Origin of the sequence: Heyndrickxia sp. MSNUG (genome assembly GCF_049532715.1) — a bacterium.
Classification (GTDB): Bacteria; Bacillota; Bacilli; order Bacillales; family Cytobacillaceae; genus Mesobacillus.
Map to the genome: position 1 here is coordinate 729,258 of NZ_CP150978.1, position 19,638 is coordinate 748,895.

Here is a 19,638-nt window from a genome sequence, read left to right on the forward strand (position 1 = left end):
CCATGGAAATGAAAATCATACAAACCGCCAAAAATACAGGTGAGCGATTTGCGGAAAAAGAGAATATTCCAGCTGCAGTAAACGCTGAAGTGGAGCTGAAGCTTCAACCAGAAAAGAAGTATCAAAGATTCATTGGTTTTGGGGGAGCCTTCACAGAGGCAGCTGCCTATACCCTTGCCCAAATCCCGGAAGAAGATCGCGCAAGAGTAATAGACAGCTATTTTAACCCGGAAACAGGACTTGGCTACAGCCTTGGCAGAACCCATATCCACAGCTGTGATTTTGCTCTGGAGAACTACACATATGTGGAAGATCATGATACAGAATTAAAAACGTTCTCGATCGACCGTGAGAAAAAATACGTCCTGCCGCTGATCAAGGATGCCGTGAAAGCAAGGGGAGAAGAATTAACGATCCTCTCCTCTCCATGGAGTCCTCCTGCATGGATGAAAACAAATAATGAAATGAATCACGGCGGGAAGCTGAAGACGGAATTCAATGATACATGGGCCTTGTACTATACAAAGTACATCAAGGCGATGGAGTCAGAAGGAATCCCAATCTGGGGAATCACGGTCCAAAATGAGCCAGAAGCCACACAAGTTTGGGACTCTTGCAGATACACAGCAGAAGAGGAACGTGATTTCGTCAAAAACCACTTAGGTCCAATCATGGAAAAAGAAGGGCTCGAGGACAAGAAAATCATTATCTGGGACCATAACCGCGATATCGCCTATGAACGGGCAGAAACGATTTTATCTGATTCTGAAGCTTCTAAATATATTTGGGGAACAGGCATCCACTGGTATGTGTCCGAGGAATTCGAGAACTTAAGCAAAATCCATGAGGCGTTCCCGGATAAGCACCTTATTTTTACCGAAGGATGTATTGAAGGCGGAGTTCAGTTAGGCGCATGGCATACTGGCGAACGGTATGCGCGCAACATCATGGGCGATATCAACAACTGGCTTGAAGGCTGGATCGACTGGAACATCGTACTTAACGAACAGGGCGGCCCGAACCATGTCGGCAATTACTGCGATGCACCGGTCATTGTCGATACGAAGACAGGCGAAGTTCACTATAACAGCTCCTACTACTATATTGGCCATTTCAGCAAATACATCAAGCCAAATGCAGTAAGAATCGGACATGAACTAGACCATGAGACATTGAAGTCCGTCACTTTTGAGAATGAGGATGGCAGCATCGTTGCAGTCGTGATGAATGACGGAGAACAAGCCGAAACGATCACGATTTCGCTAGGCGGAGAAAAGACAACTGCCGTTTTACCGGAACATTCCATTACCACCTTCCTTGTAAAAAATTGATATCAACTAACTGACAAATAAACCGCACTGCCTCCATGTGATTTCAAAATCGTTTTATTTACTAAGATGACAGCTGAAATAAGGGAGGTGGTGTTTTTTTACCTGTACACTCTTTGCACCTTGGTGACCAAAAAGCCAGAAAAGTAGAAAAAAAGGTCGCCAATAAGGCCCCTAGGTGACCAAAAAGAACGAGCGGTGGAAAAAATGGTCATCAATAAGTTCCCTAGGACCAAAAAGAGCGAGCAGTGGAAAAAATGGTCAATAAATAAGGTCCCTAGGTGACCAAAAAGAACGAGCAGTGGAAAAAAAGGTCACCAATAAGACGTCTTGGTGACCCGAAAAAACAAGAAGGAGGAAACAGAATTGAAAAAAACACTGGCCGTGTTGTTGAGTGCAATGATGATTCTGCCTGGTACAAGTTTCGCAGCTCCAGTTGGGCATGCTGATGGAAAAGACGGAAAGAAGCAAGACGGGAAAAACAACAAATCAGAATGGTCCCTTGTGTGGTCTGATGAATTTAGCGGCAAGGAAATTGACCGGAGCAAGTGGACTTATGACATTGGAAACTGGATCGTAGACGAAAATGGTAACGGCATTACACCGGGATGGGGCAACAATGAAAAGGAATATTACACGGATTCAAATGAAAACGCTTTTATCGATGATGGCAAGCTCGTCATAAAAGCAAAAAAAGAGCAGGTAACCGATCAGTTCGGGACATACGACTACACTTCAGCAAAACTGAAGACAAAAGGACTGTTCAGCAAAAAGTACGGACGCTATGAAATCAAAGCGAGGCTTCCTGTTGGCAAGGGTCTATGGCCAGCAATCTGGATGCTGCCTGAAGAAGACAAATACGGAACGTGGGCGGCCTCAGGTGAAATCGATATCATGGAAGCATGGGGCAGCAGACCTAATACTGTCTCGGGAACGATTCACTATGGTGAAGGCTGGCCAAATAATAAGTATATAGGTAAGGAATTCGAACTTCCTGAAAATAGAGGAATCGACAAGTGGCATACATATGCACTTGAGTGGGAACCGGGAGAGCTGCGCTGGTATGTGGACGGAGAACTCTATCAAACTCAGAACAAATGGTATTCAAAAGGAAAGGATAATGCTGCGAATTTTTCCTATCCTGCACCATTCGACCAGGAATTCTATTTAGTTATGAACCTCGCAGTTGGCGGCTGGTTTGACGGGGAAGTTGACGAGACAACGAAATTCCCGAGTCAAATGGAAGTTGATTATGTCAGGGTCTATGACCTGAAAAAACGCGACTATCGTGAACCAGTGGAACCAGTGTCTGGCCCTGTAGAGTTGCCAGCAGACGCGAAACAACCTCTCGAGGATGGCAATTTCGTTTACGACCAAGACTATCAAATGCCATTAACAGTAGTGGATCAACCTGGGATGGATCTGGATCCACTGTATTGGAATTTTGTGACGTTACCAGAGTTCGGAGGAGCCGGCAGCTTAGAAGTGGAAGAAATCGATGGTAAGAATTTTGCAAGAACGGATATTTTAAATCCAGGATCGCAGCTCTATTCCCTGCAAATGATTCAAAACATCTCATTCGCCAATGGCGGCAAGTACAAAGTCAGCTTTGACGCTAAATCAACAGCACCAAGGAATATCATGGTGAAGACGGGAGCAGGTGCTTCAAGGGGCTGGGTTAAGTACTCGAATGAAGAATCGTTTAATCTGACGAGTGAACTGCAAAGCTATGAATTTACCTTTGATATGCTGAATGACACAGATATTGCGTCTAGGCTTGAGTTCAATCTTGGCGGGAACGGTATAAATCCAGTTTGGATCGGAAATGTTCGAGTCGAGGATATCACGGGTACTCCTGTAGACGAAAATGGACCAAAACAACCCCTGCCTAATGGAAACCACATTTATAACGGAACGTTCGACCAGGGCGGCATGGACCGGATGATGTACTGGAATTTCACGGTCGACGATGCAACTGCAACGGCATCTGTTTCTGAAAACGCTCGTGAACTACATGTGGCAATTGAAGATGGAGGCAGCTATCCTGAAGCTGTCCTGCTTGACCAAAAAGGACTGAATCTCGTAAAAGGAAATGATTATAAGGTTTCTTTTAAAGCAAGAGCTGATATGCCGAGAACGATTCAGGTGAGCGTTGTCAATGTGGATGGTACCGTAAATTATTCAGAAATTAAGACGATTGAGCTCACAACTGACATGGAAGAGAAAACATTCAATTTTACAATGAAAGAAGACTTGTCTGACCCGGAAGCTCAAATCGTCTTCAACTTTGGTAAGGGGGACGCTGATGTCTATTTGGATGATGTGGTCATGCTGAAGACATCAAACAAACCTGACTATGGGAACATTGACTTGTCTCCTTTAAAGAATGGAAGTTTCACAGATGGCCTCTCTTCATGGGGCCAATACATCCATTATGATGCCGATGCCAGCATCATTGTTGAAAATGGAGAAGCAAAAGCAGCAATCACAAATGAAGGAAATGAAACATGGAGTGTTCTTTTGGAACAGGGGAACTTAGACCTTGCTAAGGATGTAGTGTATGAGTTCTCCTTTAAGGCTCGATCTACAAATAATAGAGAGGCTGAGGTTACGGTTGAAAACGCTCAGTACACAAGGTTTTTTAGTAAAATAGTTGAACTGACTAATCAAATGCAGCAATACACATATGAATTCACCATGCCTCAAGATGATCTTGCTGCCTTCAAGATGCTTCTAGGCAAAAACGTATTGTCCCCAGTCGGCAGCCATGATGTGTATGTAGACGACGTGGTTTTAAAAGTAAAGGATGCACCGACACAGGAGGAGCCGGTCAAAACTCCTGGAATCGACAACGGTGATTTTTTAAATGGAACAGCAGATTGGTCCAGCTGGTGGGGAGACCAGTGGAGCGGTTATGGCGTAGGTACCATGACTGCTGAAGCTGGAGAATTGAAAGTCGCGATTTCCCAGGTTGGCGGCGCCTCCTATGCTCCGCAAGTGTTCCAGAAGGATCTGCTTTTTGAAAATGGTGCCACCTATACGGTTACGTTTGAAGCGAGAGCAGAACAGCCGAGGAAAGTGAATGTCAATATCGGCAAAGAGCTAACCAATGAACCATGGTTTATCAGCTATATGCCAACACAAACCATTGATTTAACGAGTGAAAAGAAGCAATATACGATCACCTTTGTAATGAACGAGGAAACATATAACGACGGAAAAATCGTCTTCGAACTCGGGAATATTAATGGCGGTAATGCGGCAACAAATGTCTATCTTGATAATGTCACCATTATAAAGAACTAGTTTTACAGAAGGGGCAGAGAAGCAATGGTTTCTGCCCTTTTCACTGTCAATTTAAATTGAAGCTAATGTGGAGGGGAGAAAATGAAGTACAGACAGCTTGGAAGTACCGGGATGAAGGTTTCAGAAATAGGGTTTGGTGCCTGGCAGCTTGGGAATGCAAGGGACTGGGGCAATATGTCGGACAAAGCGGCAGTCAGATTAGTACATGAAGCACTGGATCAAGGCTGCAATTTTTTTGATACAGCCCCGAATTATGGTGGAGGAATGAGTGAATCCATTCTCGGGGAAGCGCTCCATGGAAAGAGAATTGATGTTGTTATTAACACTAAGTTTGGACATCAGCCTGATCAAACAGTGAATTTTGACCCGAAGAATATCCGCAGCTCGGTAGAAGATAGCTTACGTCGTCTGAATACGGATTATCTTGATTCCATTTTACTGCATAACCCGCCTTTTGAATGCCTAACCGGAAATACAGAACATTTTATGGAATTGGAGGCGCTGAAGAGAGAAGGGAAAATTCGTGCTTTCGGAGCCTCGATTGATTCTGCCAAAGAGATGGAGGCACTGTTGGATTTTACAAGCAGCGAGGTCATTGAAGTAATGTTCAACATTTTTCATCAAGAGCCAAGAAAAGCCTTCGAGAAAGCGGCTGATCGAAATGTTGGGCTGATTGTAAAAGTTCCGCTTGATTCCGGATGGCTTTCAGGAAAATATGACGATAGAAGTGTATTTACAGATATACGCAGTCGGTGGGACGGGGAGCAGCTTAAGAAAAGAGCCGAGCTGTTACCAGTTGTCAAGGAAGCTTTGGAACCAGGGGAAACCATGGTCCAGCTCTCCTTAAGATATATTCTTCATTATCAAGAGGTTTCAACAGTGATCCCGGGGACAAAGAATCTTGAGCAGCTGACCGAGAATTTATCTGCAACCGCCGCAAGTATTTCAGCGGATAAAGTGAAAAAGCTTGAAATGATGTGGGAAAAAGAGCTGCAAACGAACCCTCTGGGGTGGTAGAAAAACAATTTGGAGGTTTAACTAATGGCTTATCAACCTAACAACAATCGCTATGATTCTATGATCTATAACAGATGTGGAAAATCCGGTCTGAAGCTGCCGGCCATTTCACTTGGGCTGTGGCATAATTTTGGCGGGGAAGATACTTTCGAGAATGGCCGGGCGCTGATCAGGAAGGCTTTTGACCTGGGCATCACTCATTTTGACCTTGCCAACAATTATGGACCCCCGCCGGGATCGGCTGAGGAGAACTTTGGAGCGCTCCTTAGAAAGGATTTTTCCGGGTACCGTGATGAGATGGTCATTTCAACAAAAGCGGGCTATGGCATGTGGCAAGGTCCTTACGGAGATTGGGGCTCGAGGAAATATCTCGTGTCCAGCCTTGATCAAAGTTTAAAAAGAATGGGACTCGATTATGTCGACATTTTTTATCACCACCGTCCGGACCCGGAGACACCTATTGAGGAAACAATGATGGCTTTGGATCATGTGGTGAGACAGGGGAAAGCATTATATGTCGGGATTTCTAACTACGGAGTTGAGGAAACGCAACAGGCAATCAAAATCCTAAAGGATCTAGGCACACCGTTGCTAATCCATCAGCCTGCCTACTCGATGCTTAACCGTTGGGTTGAGGATGGCCTTACTGATCTCCTACAAGAGGAAGGAGCAGGAGCAATTGCGTTTGTACCGTTGGCGCAAGGATTGCTGACCAGCCGCTATTTAAATGGCATTCCAAACGATTCCAGAGCACTAAAGCCGAACAGTTTCCTCAACGAACGAGATGTATCTAAAGAAGTCCTGCAAAAAGTAAGCAAGCTTAACGGAATCGCGCAGGAACGGGGACAATCTCTTGCCCAGATGGCACTGGCCTGGGTGCTTAGAGGCGGTAAAATCACCTCCGCTTTAATCGGCGCAAGCAAGGTGAGTCAAATTGAAGAAAATGTAGCTTCCCTTCAAAACCTTGAATTCAGTGAAGAGGAATTGAGGCGCATAGATGACATTTTAAGATGATGTCCTTTACGATAATGATTTCATCATCTTCACCAAATTTTAAAGGAACAGATCTAATCAACTAGTTGTGTGGACTCCTCTTATTGGAAAGAGGAGTTTTTTTCTTTTTGGGACATTTCTTCTTTAGGTTATAATGAAGCTTGAAAAGGATTTTAAAATGAGGAATGTCCCATGGCTTTACTAAAAAAAATCAATTTTGTCGGCGGCAGGGTTTTGAAAACGGGGATTGCTGTTTTCCTGACTGCGCTCATCTGTGAGCTGCTTGATTGGCCGCCGATGTTTGCGGTTATTACAGCCATCGTCACCATTGAACCAACGGCGGCTGATTCAATAAAAAAGGCATATGTAAGATTTCCAGCTTCTGCAATTGGCGCAGCTTTTTCCGTTGTGTTCAATTTTGCATTCGGCCACAGTCCGATTACTTACATGCTGGTAGCCGTCGCAACGATCATTGTCTGCCACAGGCTGCATTTGGAGGATGGAGCATTGGTGGCAGTCCTGACAGGAGTGGCGATGGTTTCGACGGTAAATGACCACTATATGTCATCCTTTTTTATCCGTCTCGGAACGACTTTAACCGGACTGACTGTCTCGACACTGGTCAACCTGCTTATGATTAGGCCCGATTACTCAAATACAATTCAGTTTAAGATTCAGCAGTTGATTTTGGAGACCGGCAATCTCATTGAAATGCGCGGGGAAGAAATCGTCAAGCATCATCCTCTCCATCCGGTAACTAAATCTGATTTCCGGAGGATTTTAAAAAATGTCGAGGGAATCGAAACACTGTGCCGGTACCAGAAGCAGGAATGGAAGCTCCATGCATTCAGCAGGAAGGACATGAGGGAATTCCATTATGAATACAAGAAGCTGACTTTATTAAGGCAAATCCATTATCATGTCGGGAATCTATTGGCAATTCCTTCTATCCAACTTGAAAAAGAAAAAACAATCGTAATCACAAGAATGAGTAAATCCATAAAATCGACGTTGCATCATCCGGATTTCAAAATCGATGACCATCATGAAGCACTCTCTGGTGAATTATTGAAACTGTTTAAAAAAGAAGTTGAAGCAAGGGATGAAAGTGCGCACCGTTTCTCTTATGCAAATGTTATTTATTATGAATTTTTATCCATCCATGATCTGCTTGAAGAACTCAATCACATTCATCAGCTTGAGCATAGGCATAAAAAGCTGCTGGACCAATCATGGAAATCAGCTGAAATAAGCTCGGATTAATGTAACTAGCAATGAATAACTGAAATCTGATAGGGTTTCTGCCTTTATTATGAATGAGTTTAATAGGAAAGAAATAATGCGTGTAACCTTGGTTTAATGCCAGGGTTATTTTTTATGAGAAGGAGTCCGAGAACAACTCAATGAGAAAAAAGCGTGACGAGTTGTTATGAGGGAGGTTCCCAGAACAACTCAAAAAGGAAAAAGGCCAACCTGTTAAAATCATGTTGTTCAGAAAGAGAACATAATGTATAATGATAATCGTTATCAATAATAATGAAAATCATTATCAATTACAGCGAGGACGGTTGAAATGAAAAATAGAGCTTGGAAAAGAGCGGCATCCATCTCAATGACAGGCAGTTTGCTTTTTGCCGGAGGATGTACAGAAGATAGTGTGAAGAAAGAAGATTCCCCGAAAAAGACATCTGAGGCAGAAAAGCCATATTCAGTTTCTGTTACTGACTATAATTTTGATACAGCTGGAAACATGTTTGCATATGCGGAATTTGAATTAGCAGGCGAGCCGCTGTTAGAGGGACTTGGTGTCGACCTTGATATTCTCGATTCAAAGAAAGTCGATCAGCCGGCAAAATTCGATTATACCGCTGGAATTGAGGCATACGAATATTCAGAGGAAGCGATGTATGAGGTCGTAGAAAAATCAGGCCTTGGACTTCATTTGATCAACGGACCGGTTGTCGGTGAAATGGCAAAACAAAAAGGGAAAGAAGCACCCGAAATGCTTGCGGAGAGATATTATGAGCTAGCAGATGCCGTTGGCTACCCAAAAGAGGAAATCTTCACGAATATGTTCCCGACCTTGATCGAATATTCAAAAGGAGACCCCCATTACATAGAGAAAGTGGATACCGAGGAGTATGCTTCAGGTGATGGAGATACATATGTCCCTAACTATCAAGTAAACTTCAAATCTCTTCGCTGGGGCCGGGAAAAAATGGATAAAGTCTTGAATCCGGCAGCTTATGGCGGAACATTTTTGAAGCAGGCGCTTTGGGCTGGTGACTTCCTTGGCGGTTATCATACGGTCGACAAGGATGAAGAGCTTGAAGGCGAGACACCAAATGATGATCAGGATGATAATATCAGGCTTGGCGTTAGCTCACCAGATGGCATGCAGGGAATGTTCCTTGTGGAAGGCATTTGGAATAAGCTGAATTTCATCAAGAACGGACTTTTTTATAATGGGAAAGAATTGACGTCAGCTGGTTTTGGAAGCCAGTATGATCCATCTAAAGGATTCGTCTTTTTGCCTCATAAAATCGAAGTTGAAGAAGATGGCAATGAGATGATGCCGAACGCCAAGTCTATGAAACTATCAGACAGCCGGAGCCTGCTTAATGACCAGTGGCTCATGCTATGGCCGGCATCAGAGTTTTACGGAATGACGGACCAGCGCCCAGAGAATAAAAATGTGGCACCATCGTTCCATGCATTGTTTGACAGCAATCCATATCCATCAGCGCCAAAAGAAAATCTGGATAGGGATCCGGCAAATGATATTGCTTCGACCGATCCGTATACAGTCAATAAAGATGTACTTTTACACGTATTTAAAAACATTGACGCCATGCATTTCAATAAAGAAGCCGGAGCATTCGTCACTGAAAATGATGGAACGAAACAAGGGAACTATGTTGACACGTTCCAGGCCGGCTACACCGTTGAGTCACTTCGTATTTTCCAGAGGGCAATTGATGGATTGCCTGTTGGTTATGCAAGCGGAGATGCAGCAGAAGGGTTAAAAACAAAAGAAGGCGAACGTGCAAAAGAGCTGATCAAGGCTCAAGCCGATTTCATCATAAATGAATTGATCATGGATAACGGTCTGGCAGCAAAAGGTTATACAATCGGAACTGGAGCTGACCAGGCAGTTTCCTTACAGGCACAATTAGGAGCGATTCGTGGTCTGACAGCAGCTTACCTCGCAACTTTCGATGATAAGTACCGTGAAGCAGCTCGGGGAATTTATGTCGCGATGGATGAAAACCTGTGGGATGATGAGCTGAAATCCTATAAAACTGGCAAGGACGAAATGAAGTATGATGCTTATACTGTGGGCGGAGTGGCTGCTGTCTTCCGGGTCGCGATCAACAATTTAAGTAACAATGACAGCGACAAAGAGCAGCCAGCTCCTTTGGAAGTTGATGTGATCACAGAAAAATACACCGACTTCTTTGACCGTGTCATCGATGGTCCTTCCCTTGAAGAAGGCATGCAGGCCAGTGAATTCTGGGATACAGGCGATTTCTACTTGAAAAAAGGCAAATCAGAAAATACGGATAACGATCATGTACCGCAGATCCAGGCTGGACATGGCAAGTACGGAATTGCACCTGTTCTTCTGCCTGTTGAAATCACCAAGAAGCATTAATGGTAAATCTTTTACGTGTTACATGAACACGAAATCATTCATAAAGAGGCGTTTCCAATGAAGAAACTGATTCTTTTCCTTTTATTGACCATTACAACAGTATTTATTGCAGGCTGCACGGAAAAGGCGGGCGTTGCTATGGAGTTTGGCAGCACCCGCGACTATGCGGTGAACAGCAATAACATTCTTATGAAAAAGGACGGATCTGCCGTCTATACAGCCAATATCGACATCAATACTGTCTCATTCATGGATCCTGAAAAGGGAAAGGTTTTAGCGGAAGTGAAGGTAGGAAAAGAGCCTAGGCAGATGACATTAAGTCCGGATGAAAAATATCTGTATGTCGCGTGTATGCTAGATAACAAGATTGATATTGTTTCCATCAAGGAAAAGAAGGTTATCGATTCCATTCCTGCAGGCATTGAACCATTTGGGGTCGTGACAAGCCAGGATGGCAGAACATTGTACACTTCCAATTATCGTTCGGGGAGCATTTCTGTTTTTGACCTTGAGAACAGGAAGCAGGTAAAGGAAATCGAAGTGGGCGACCGTCCGCGGACGCTTGCTATTACGGCAAATGGCGATAAGTTATATGTGCCTCACTATTTAAGTGGTGCGATATCTGTCATTGACACGTCGAAAAATAAGGTAGTAAAAGAGATTCAGCTGGCAAATTCTCCTGATAAAAAGGATCAGAAAAAAAGCCAGGGAATTCCGAATACGCTTGAACAATTGGTCATCAGTCCTGATGGTAAAACGGCATGGGTTCCTCACTTGTTAACGAATGTCGATACACCGATTCATTTCGAGGAAACCATTTTCCCGGCAATCTCGGTCCTTGATCTTGAAAAAGATGAGGAAATCGTAGAAGAGCGAAAAGATCTGTTCGAAGAAATAAATGTAACTGATAACCAGAATAAGACGATGATTGTTTCCAATCCTTATGACGTTGTTTTTAAGCCGGATGGCAGCAAAGCGTATGCAGTTATGTCCGGAAGCGAGGATTTAGTTGTTTTTGATCTAAAGCGCGGAGGTAACGCGACCCAGCTTGTCCGGAGAATTGCCGGGAACAATCCAAGAGGGGCGGTCTTATCCCCTGACAGCAAAAGCCTGTATGTGCACAATGCGATGAGTCATGACCTCGCTGTATTGAACGCTGGCGGTGAAAGTTCATATTCCCGGGTAAAAGCAACGGGTAAAAACATTGCACTTATCTCAAAGGATTCAATGGACCCGCTCGAACGGGAAGGGAAGACGATTTTTTACAGTGCCAACAGTGATGAATATGCAACGAATATCACTGGGAACAACTGGATGAGTTGTGCATCCTGCCATGCGGATGGAGATATGAATGGCCAGACGCTGACAACGCCAAAAGGGCCAAGGAATGTACCGAGCAATGTAAGGACAACGGAAAATGGATTATTCATGTGGGATGGCAGCCGAGACGATTTTGAGGATTACCTCCTGACGGTACAGGGTGAAATGGGCGGGATGATGGATTACAATCCCGGTGAACCGCTCCCTGAAGATGTGAAGCATATGTACGATGCGATGTTTGCTTACTTGGATAATCCTGAATCCTTTCCTCCTCCGAAAAGTCCTTATCGTTCAAAGGATGGAGAACTGTCCGATGCAGCCTTGGAGGGCAAGAAGCTGTTCGAGGGCAAGGGCGGCTGTATCACCTGCCATGGCGGTGAAAACTTCACTGACAGCGTGAGTGCTGTGGATCCCAGTGGAAAGTTAACAACCAATAACAAGGATTTTCTTCACGATATCGGGACTTCAAATCCAAAGGATGTAGACTCTGCCGGGGATGCAAGGGCGGCCATGAAAAACCCGAGGGACAATAAGTCCTTCGATACGCCAACATTAAGAGGAGTGTGGGCAACTGCTCCTTATTTCCATGATGGCAGCGCGAAAACACTTGAGGAAGCCATCCGCCGCCATAAAACTGAAGAAGTCTCAGGTTTAACAAAAGGCGAAATCGCTAAAATTGCTGAATATGTTAGTTCGATTGAGTAATGTTGCTAAGCTCCTCTTATTGGATAAGAGGAGCTTTTTTATGGCTCGAATTAGGGAGTTTTTAGAAACTCTGGCAAAACAGAAATCTTTCTAAATCGCGGATTAACTACATTTGAGAAGCCGTGACCAGAAAGAGATCAAATCCCAGCTGAATGTCCAGAAGAGGGAATGCTGCTGGGTTTTGCATAACGTTTCCAATAAGATTGTGGAAGCATAAGATACGTCCCCATGCTCCCACAATTATCAACAATATCAACTTGTAATTGTAATAAATTCGTCAATGTCTTCATGATGAAAAGGACATCCACCATGATATTCTAAGTTATAGATATTGTTAATTAATTCACAAACTAAAATATTTCAACATAGATCCAATTTCGGGGGAATCAACATGGAAGGCATTTTGGGTTTGCTAGAAGAACCATTAATCTTATTGTTTGCGATTTTATTTGTAGGATCTGCGATAGGAGAAATCAAAATTCGCGGACTGAGCCTCGGCACATCCGGGGTTTTGCTTGCGGCAATGATATTTGGCCATTTTGGTTATCAGGTTTCACCTGTCATTCAACAATTAGGATTGGGTATGTTTATTGTAGCGGTTGGATTGTCAGCTGGTCCGCGCTTTTTCAGGATGATGAAAACGAGCGGAATGGTGTTTGGCATCATCGGCCTTGCGATTACCGTGATTGCTGCTGTCACTACGATTGTCGTATCTAAACTATTCCATTTATCGCCTGCCCTTAGCATTGGCATAATGACTGGGGCGCTCACGAGTACACCAGGTTTGGCAGCCGCGCTTGAAGCCACGGGTGATCCGCTGGCCTCAGTCGGATATGGGATTGCCTATCCCTTTGGCGTGCTTGCTGTTGTCCTTTTCGTTCAGCTTTTACCTAGATTATTGAAAGTTGATTTAGCGGAGGATTTAAAAAAGAAATCAGGCCCTGTTCGCAATGATGAATCTCCTGAAGTCATGACCATAGAGGTTACAGCACCATTAATTAATAAACGTACGCTAAAAGAACTTAAGTTCAATCGATATCATTCAGTGGTCATAAGCCGCGTCATTCGCGGTGACCGGAATATCATTGCCCTTAATGATACCGTTATTTTAAAAGGAGACCGCCTCGTTGCTGTTGGTTTGCAAAAGGACTTGAATATGCTATGCAAAGATATTGGACGAGAAGTAGAGACGAACACTGAAAATCACGACAATGTCACGCTTCGCAAAGTGACGGTGGATGCATTGGAGCTGATTGGAAAGACGATAAAAGAGCTGCAATTAAGAAGAACTTACGGGGTGACCGTAACAAGGATCGAGCGCGGAGGATTTGAGTTCAATCAGAATCCGAAATGGCGTTTGGAGCGGGGAGACGTACTGACATTGGTGAGCAGCCAGGACCGCTTGAATGATGTAGAAAAGCTCTTCAGCCGAAAGAAGCTTACCATTACAAATATCCATATTCTTTCGTTGAGCCTTATCCTGCTGCTGGGTGTTCTTGTTGGGATGGTGCCTATTCATTTACCAGGACTCGGTACGATTACTTTCGGGGTCGCCGGCGGGCCGCTATTTTTAGCGTTGATCATTGGCCACTTTGGCAAGCTAGGTCCAATCCACGCTAGATACTATCAGCCGTCCAATCAGGTCATCCGTGATATCGGACTCGTCCTGTTCCTGGCCGGAGCGGGTACGACCGCTGGACAGGGGATTGTTAAGGTCATCCAGCAAGAAGGTTTCAGCCTGTTGATCGGCGGCGCCATTATAACGATTGTCCCGATGCTCGCTGGTTATTTGCTTGCTAGAAAATGGCTCAGATTAAGCGTGATCCATTCTCTTGGAGCGATTTGCGGCGGTATGACTAGCACTCCAGGCCTGGGGGCAGCGAATCAGCTGATGGATACCGAGGATCCATCGATTGCGTATGCAGCCGCCTATCCATTTGCACTAATATCAGTAGCAATCGCTTCACAAGTCCTTGTGTTCTTTTTATAAAAGGTTGAACTCCCGCAGAGGTTAAAAACTTGCGGGAGTTTTTCTATGTATCCGGAAAAGTATCTGGATGCCAAAAAGGAAACGTAGAGAGATCCTGCTTGCCCGTAAAATTGCCAGCAGACCGAAAAAAAAGGTTCTATGCCTGAATACATAGAACACAGGCTAATCTCTAATAGAAAAACTCAGCAAGTCCCTTTAAGGTAGGGAGCCCAAATCATTCAGCACTGAAGAAAATTTTACCAAAGTATATTGACATTATTTTCAAAACCAATTATATTATCATTATTGATAATGATAATATTCGCAAATTCAAATACAACAGGTGATTTCGATGAAGGAAACAAAAGCAGATTTAATTTTACATCCAGTTCGAATGAAGATTCTTCAGACGTTAGCCAGCGGAAGGAGGAAGACGGTACAGCAAATAGCGGAGCAGCTGACTGAAGTTCCCCAGGCCACCTTGTATCGCCATCTAAAAAAAATGCTTGAAGCAAAAGTGATTGAGGTCGTGGACGAGAATCAAGTGCGGGGGACGGTCGAGAAGGTGTACGCACTTCCTCAAAACAACCAGTTGCTTTCAAGGGAAGAACTGCTTAAAAGTGGACCAGATGAACACCTGAACTATTTTATAAGGTTCCTTAGCAGTGTATTAATGAACTTTGAAGAATACATCCGGCAGCCGAATTATGATTTTGAAAAGGATATGGTCAGCTTCAGGATGGCGAGTTTATATGCCAGCGACGAGGAATACAGTGAATTCATCAGGAAATATGTAGAGCTGATCACCCCGCTGCTCCAGAATGAGCCAGCAGCGGACCGTAAGAAACGGACGATTACCAATATATTAACCACCCAAAATAACAGTGCAAAGGGGAATACAAATGAACGCCCAGATGATTAGAGAAGAAATTTCATTTAAAAGTGATGTGAATCTTAAAGGAACAATGTTGATTCCAGACTTAGGAATGCTAAGCTACCCAGCGATTGTTTTCCTCCCAGGGTCCGGGCAGCTGAACCGTGATGGCAGCACACCAAAGGGTAAGTTCAAATTCAATCTTTATGCAGATCTCGCTGAACTGTGCACATCCCTTGGCTTTGTCACATTCCGCTATGATAAAAGAGGTGTCGGTGAAAGTGAAGGGGACTTTCATACCGCGGGGCTGTCCGATGCAATGAATGATGCAGAAGCCGCACTTGATTTGCTGGCAAATCATCCGAAAGTGGATCCGAACAAATTGATTATTGCCGGTCATAGCGAAGGGTGCATGGTCGGTACGGCACTCAATGCAAGAAGGCCTGCAGCTGGACTGATTCTCCTGTCTGGCGGCGGTGAGACCTTAAGAGAGGCACTCGATTTCCAAAGAAAAGTTACTTTTAAAGAACTCGCGCAAAAGAAGGGATTCCAGGGATTTATCATCAAAACGTTCAATACGCTTGAAAAAGGGGAGAAACAAGCACAGTCAACCTACCAAAAAATGCTAACATCTGATAAAGACGTCGTGAAAACAATGGGCTTTATCAAAATGCCGGCAAAATATTTCAGGGAGCATTTTGCCTTGAATATAGAAGAAGCGCTGGCAAAAGCGACCTGCCCTGTCCTCGCCATCAGCGGCTCGAAGGATTGGCAGACAAACCCGAAGAACCTAAAGCGAGTGGAGGAATTCGTCCAGGGTGAATACGAAACGCATGTCATTGAAAACATGGATCACGGCCTGAAGGTACAGCTTACGCCAATCTCACCAACAACGTATAAAAAGGACTACCTAAAAACAATCGGCCAGCCGCTCCACCCTGAAGCCGTCAAGCATCTGACAGCATGGCTAAATAGATACCTATAAGAAACAATGAAAAAGTCCTTTTGTCTATAAAAGGGCTTTTTACTTTGTTTCGTTTTCTTGCTTTTTCATTAATAAAAACGCAGTATCACCTTGGTTTGGTTTATACTGTTTCTTGAGGTGAGAAAGATGCCGCACATTCCTGATGAGTATTGGAATGCGATTGTAGAGTGCGATTCTTCATTTAACGATTCGTTTATTTATGCTGTAAAAACAACCGGAATCTATTGCAAGCCTTCCTGCAAATCGAGGGCACCGAAGCGGGAGAATGTCCACATTTTTAAAAATGCCTATATGGCGACTGAAGAAGGCTTCAGGCCGTGCAAAAGATGCAAGCCAGATGGAGCGATTTTGCCTGCAGAGGAATGGGTCGGGCAGATCAAGGACTGGATTGATGAAAACTATCACGAGTACATTACACTTGAAGGATTAGCCGAGCTTTTCCATGGCAGCCCGTTTCATCTTCAGCGTCTGTTCAAACAGGTGCAGGGTATGTCGCCGAATGAATACATCCAAAAGGTCCGAATGGAAAAAGCGATTCAGCTCTTGGAGGAAGATAAACGGAAAGTCAAGGATATATCCGAAGCCGTCGGGTTCCAGAGTGTACCGTATTTTATAACGCTGTTTAAAAAGAGGTATGGCTGTACGCCTGCTGCTTATCGTAAAAAAGGTGGAGAAAAACAATGACAAATGAGATTTATTGGACGGTTTTTGAACATGCTCACTTGAAGCTTTATATTGCGGCTACAGAAAAGGGGCTTTGTTATGTAGGTTCACCAGGGCACTCCTGGGAAGAAATGGCGAGCGCAATCCATAAACGATATCCTGCCGCTGAGGTAAAAGAAAACATCGAAGTCATGCAGCCATATATAGAAGAGCTTCACGAATACTTCTCGAGAAAACGCCAATCCTTTTCCGTTCCTGTTGATGTAAAAGGAACCCCTTTTCAGGAAGCCATTTGGAAGGCACTGATGGACATACCCTATGGACAAACTTTATCGTACTCAGACATTGCCCATAAAATTGGCAAGCCAGCAGCAGTAAGAGCCGTCGGAACTGCAATCGGCGCGAACCCAGTGCTGGTCACGGTCCCATGCCATCGCGTGATTGGCAAGAATGGAGCCATCACAGGCTACAGAGGCGGAACAGAGATGAAGCAATATTTGCTTGATTTAGAAGGGAAGAAAAGATGACCATTTAATTTAAGAGGCCATCTCAGCTTGTCGACAAAGATTCAAGTCAACAATTATTGAAAACCTGTTGATTGGAGTAGAAGGCGCGCAGACTCCTGCGGGCGCAGCTGGACAGGTGAGACCCCGCAGGAGCGAAGCGACGAGGAGGCTCAGCGCCAGCCCCGCGGAAAGCGAAGCGCCTGGAACGGAAATCAACAGACCTGTTTTATTTCCCACCTAAGATAAACATACTAGACAAGCTCGGCTGTAATCGAGTTTGTTTACAGCCTGAGAATAACCTCGTTATTTTAGAGATCATCTATCGTTATATAATGGCTCTCACCACATTAATTCTTCTGATCAATATACTAAACAAAAAGGTAGCAATAATCGTAACAATGGATACCACGACAAATTTCATAAATGGAGCCAAATCCACCGAAGTGAATAAATACTGCATCAACACAGCCATCGGAAGATGAAAAATATAAACAGCAAAGCTGTTATCTGCAAGTATTTTCAGGAAAGAGTTTGTTTTATTCAGAGCCATTTTAAAGAGGAAAATAAGCCCAAATCCGAGACCGAAACATAAAAAGGTTTCATAAAAGCTGTAAAGAAGATTGATTGAGTTAGCGCCACCCTGTGAATAGGGGACAATATTTGTGAGATATCTTGCTCCGGCAAGAATCAATCCGATTGCAAGCCAGGCTCCACCTAAATTGACGGTCAGTTTGTCCCACCATTTATATTTAAAGGCAAGGACCCCAAGAAAGAAAAACGACGCATATTGCGGAAGGTGAGCGTATTCGACTTGGATAAAACCCAGTAATCCCTCCCAGTGGTCGATTGGATATTTGATCCGAACAGCGAAAGTGATGATCGAAACAATCACTGCGATTAAGAAGAGTTTACTATTATTCAAGTCTTCCAGGAATCCGAAAGAAATCCTTCCTTTAAGCAGGCGATAGAATACAGCATATAAAAGGGCATAGATTAATAGGTGTTCAATGAACCACAGATGACCGAATTGCATATCCGGGAAAACCGGGCCGGTCCAGCCATCTGGCATATATCCAAAGCCTAAATAAATAGAGAAGAAGTAATCAAAGAATGAAATATTCCCATATTGCCTGAAGTTAATATAGAAGAAATACATCAATACTGGCATGATCACCAGGAATCCAAATAGAAGCGGAATACCTAGGCGGATCAAACGGTCTTTCAAAAAAGTCTTCGTCCCTTTTTTCCTGAACGAAGCAGGCAGAAAATAGGCTGAAATCAAGAAAAATAGACTCATGAAGAATCCTGCGTTTACTGAGAAAAACCTTCCTAAATTAAAATGATCATCTGAGATGTAGTACCAAAAACCATTGGAGCCTCCATAAGGCTGGCCAACGTGATGGACGACAACCAAAATTGTTAAAAAAATTTTTAAGTTATCCAGGAAAAATAACCGTTCTTTCCCCATTCCAATCCTCCTATTTACACGCGTAAATGACAATTTTTAACACCACTTAACCATTATATTCCGGCTGATAAATTCATACAATCATATATTAAAAGGTGCTTAATAATATTTTTACAGACAGAAAGATCTTCCAATGTTGTATAATTTATTTAATTTGCATATTATAGGGGTGTTTTAATTTCATGAGTTTTACAGAATTGAATGTACAATCCTTCAGGATGATCAATGATTTAGGGAAGCAATTTGAAGGCTTTAACCCATTGATGACTTTAATAGCAGAAAACATGATTTTCGTTTTGGCAGCTGCCGTGGTTTTCTTTTTATTCAGCCGTAAAGCCGTCAACCGTTTGATGATTGTCACTGGTTTTATCGCGCTGATTTTTGCCGAAGCAGGGGGCAAGATTGCAGGTTCATTTCATTCGAACAATCAGCCGTTTGCCGAGCTTTCCGAGGTTAATAAGCTGATAGATATGGGTGTGAACAATTCATTTCCGAGTGACCACACCATCATCTTTTTCACGATGACAGTTTCTTTCTGGCTTTTTAAAAGAAAGTTTCATTATTACTGGGTGGTTCTTGCATTCGTAGTAGGTTTTTCACGGATCTGGGCGGGTGTGCATTATCCAGCGGATGTGGCTGCAGGTGCATTAATCGGTGCAGGTACAGCGTTTCTTGCTTACCGCTTCATCCCTAACCTGAGTTTTATGAAGAAATTAGTTAAAACGGAAGAATATAAGAATCTTCCAGGTAATGAGATGAAAAATTACTAATCTGAAACCATTTTACAGTTTCAAACGTAAATAGATAATGCAGTGGTAAGGAGCCAGAGTATTTGATTTATATTCATCA

The 19,638-nt window shown here is 43.6% G+C and carries 14 protein-coding genes; 13 read left to right on the forward strand and 1 reads right to left on the reverse strand.

All coding sequences use genetic code 11. The annotated features are described in order from the left end of the window. Window positions 1-2: 2 nt before the first annotated feature. The 12 genes from AABM38_RS03630 to AABM38_RS03685 all read left to right on the forward strand — a co-directional run bounded on the left by AABM38_RS03630 (window position 3) and on the right by AABM38_RS03685 (window position 17,342). Entirely contained in the window at window positions 3-1,331 is a 1,329-nt protein-coding gene (locus tag AABM38_RS03630; protein ID WP_423409178.1) for a glycoside hydrolase family 30 protein, read from the forward strand. 363 nt (window positions 1,332-1,694) lie between these two features. Then, window positions 1,695-4,634 (forward strand): carbohydrate binding domain-containing protein, encoded by a 2,940-nt coding sequence (locus AABM38_RS03635; protein ID WP_423409179.1) that lies wholly within the window; start codon window positions 1,695-1,697, stop codon window positions 4,632-4,634. An 81-nt stretch (window positions 4,635-4,715) separates the two neighbouring features. Beyond that, window positions 4,716-5,651 (forward strand): aldo/keto reductase, encoded by a 936-nt coding sequence (locus tag AABM38_RS03640; RefSeq protein WP_423409180.1) that lies wholly within the window; start codon window positions 4,716-4,718, stop codon window positions 5,649-5,651. Between the two features lie 24 nt (window positions 5,652-5,675). After that, window positions 5,676-6,665: an L-glyceraldehyde 3-phosphate reductase gene (gene mgrA, locus AABM38_RS03645; protein WP_423409181.1), complete on the forward strand. Its 990-nt coding sequence runs from the start codon at window positions 5,676-5,678 to the stop codon at window positions 6,663-6,665. Window positions 6,666-6,836: 171 nt separating this feature from the next. Beyond that, a complete protein-coding gene (locus tag AABM38_RS03650) occupies window positions 6,837-7,907 on the forward strand; it encodes an aromatic acid exporter family protein (protein WP_423409182.1) in 1,071 nt (356 codons plus the stop codon). Between the two features lie 310 nt (window positions 7,908-8,217). Then, window positions 8,218-10,299, forward strand: coding sequence for a hypothetical protein (locus tag AABM38_RS03655; protein WP_423409183.1), 2,082 nt, complete (start codon window positions 8,218-8,220; stop codon window positions 10,297-10,299). Window positions 10,300-10,356: 57 nt separating this feature from the next. Then, window positions 10,357-12,324: a beta-propeller fold lactonase family protein gene (locus AABM38_RS03660; RefSeq protein WP_423409184.1), complete on the forward strand. Its 1,968-nt coding sequence runs from the start codon at window positions 10,357-10,359 to the stop codon at window positions 12,322-12,324. A 391-nt stretch (window positions 12,325-12,715) separates the two neighbouring features. Beyond that, a complete protein-coding gene (locus tag AABM38_RS03665; protein ID WP_423409185.1) occupies window positions 12,716-14,314 on the forward strand; it encodes an aspartate:alanine exchanger family transporter in 1,599 nt (532 codons plus the stop codon). A gap of 331 nt (window positions 14,315-14,645) precedes the next feature. Continuing rightward, window positions 14,646-15,215, forward strand: a complete 570-nt coding sequence (locus AABM38_RS03670; RefSeq protein WP_423409186.1) for a helix-turn-helix domain-containing protein — start codon at window positions 14,646-14,648, stop codon at window positions 15,213-15,215. Then, entirely contained in the window at window positions 15,196-16,152 is a 957-nt protein-coding gene (locus AABM38_RS03675; RefSeq protein WP_423409187.1) for an alpha/beta hydrolase, read from the forward strand. The genes AABM38_RS03670 and AABM38_RS03675 overlap by 20 nt, the downstream gene beginning before the upstream one ends. Window positions 16,153-16,278: 126 nt before the next feature. Continuing rightward, window positions 16,279-16,836: a bifunctional transcriptional activator/DNA repair enzyme AdaA gene (locus tag AABM38_RS03680; RefSeq protein WP_423409188.1), complete on the forward strand. Its 558-nt coding sequence runs from the start codon at window positions 16,279-16,281 to the stop codon at window positions 16,834-16,836. Beyond that, the gene (locus AABM38_RS03685; RefSeq protein WP_423409189.1) at window positions 16,833-17,342 is read left to right on the forward strand and encodes a methylated-DNA--[protein]-cysteine S-methyltransferase; all 510 of its coding nucleotides are present in this window, start codon (window positions 16,833-16,835) and stop codon (window positions 17,340-17,342) included. The genes AABM38_RS03680 and AABM38_RS03685 overlap by 4 nt, the downstream gene beginning before the upstream one ends. Before the next feature lie 304 nt (window positions 17,343-17,646). On the opposite strand, the gene AABM38_RS03690 is transcribed toward AABM38_RS03685, so the two are convergent. Next, window positions 17,647-18,789: an acyltransferase family protein gene (locus tag AABM38_RS03690; RefSeq protein WP_423409190.1), complete on the reverse strand. Its 1,143-nt coding sequence runs from the start codon at window positions 18,787-18,789 to the stop codon at window positions 17,647-17,649. Window positions 18,790-18,971: 182 nt separating this feature from the next. Here AABM38_RS03690 and AABM38_RS03695 point away from each other — a divergent pair, with 182 nt between their 5' ends. Beyond that, window positions 18,972-19,559 (forward strand): undecaprenyl-diphosphatase, encoded by a 588-nt coding sequence (locus AABM38_RS03695; protein ID WP_423409191.1) that lies wholly within the window; start codon window positions 18,972-18,974, stop codon window positions 19,557-19,559. Window positions 19,560-19,638 lie beyond the last annotated feature (79 nt).

Bases quoted from the DNA above. Each gene is read 5' to 3' on its own strand.
- AABM38_RS03630 (WP_423409178.1), top strand. From the start codon at position 3: ATGGAAATGAAAATCATACAAACCGCCAAAAATACAGGTGAGCGATTT.
- AABM38_RS03670 (WP_423409186.1), top strand. From the start codon at position 14,646: ATGAAGGAAACAAAAGCAGATTTAATTTTACATCCAGTTCGAATGAAG.
- AABM38_RS03695 (WP_423409191.1), top strand. From the start codon at position 18,972: ATGAGTTTTACAGAATTGAATGTACAATCCTTCAGGATGATCAATGAT.
- AABM38_RS03660 (WP_423409184.1), top strand. From the start codon at position 10,357: ATGAAGAAACTGATTCTTTTCCTTTTATTGACCATTACAACAGTATTT.
- AABM38_RS03690 (WP_423409190.1), bottom strand. From the start codon at position 18,789: ATGGGGAAAGAACGGTTATTTTTCCTGGATAACTTAAAAATTTTTTTA.
- AABM38_RS03675 (WP_423409187.1), top strand. From the start codon at position 15,196: ATGAACGCCCAGATGATTAGAGAAGAAATTTCATTTAAAAGTGATGTG.
- AABM38_RS03665 (WP_423409185.1), top strand. From the start codon at position 12,716: ATGGAAGGCATTTTGGGTTTGCTAGAAGAACCATTAATCTTATTGTTT.
- AABM38_RS03685 (WP_423409189.1), top strand. From the start codon at position 16,833: ATGACAAATGAGATTTATTGGACGGTTTTTGAACATGCTCACTTGAAG.
- mgrA (WP_423409181.1), top strand. From the start codon at position 5,676: ATGGCTTATCAACCTAACAACAATCGCTATGATTCTATGATCTATAAC.
- AABM38_RS03650 (WP_423409182.1), top strand. From the start codon at position 6,837: ATGGCTTTACTAAAAAAAATCAATTTTGTCGGCGGCAGGGTTTTGAAA.
- AABM38_RS03655 (WP_423409183.1), top strand. From the start codon at position 8,218: ATGAAAAATAGAGCTTGGAAAAGAGCGGCATCCATCTCAATGACAGGC.
- AABM38_RS03640 (WP_423409180.1), top strand. From the start codon at position 4,716: ATGAAGTACAGACAGCTTGGAAGTACCGGGATGAAGGTTTCAGAAATA.
- AABM38_RS03680 (WP_423409188.1), top strand. From the start codon at position 16,279: ATGCCGCACATTCCTGATGAGTATTGGAATGCGATTGTAGAGTGCGAT.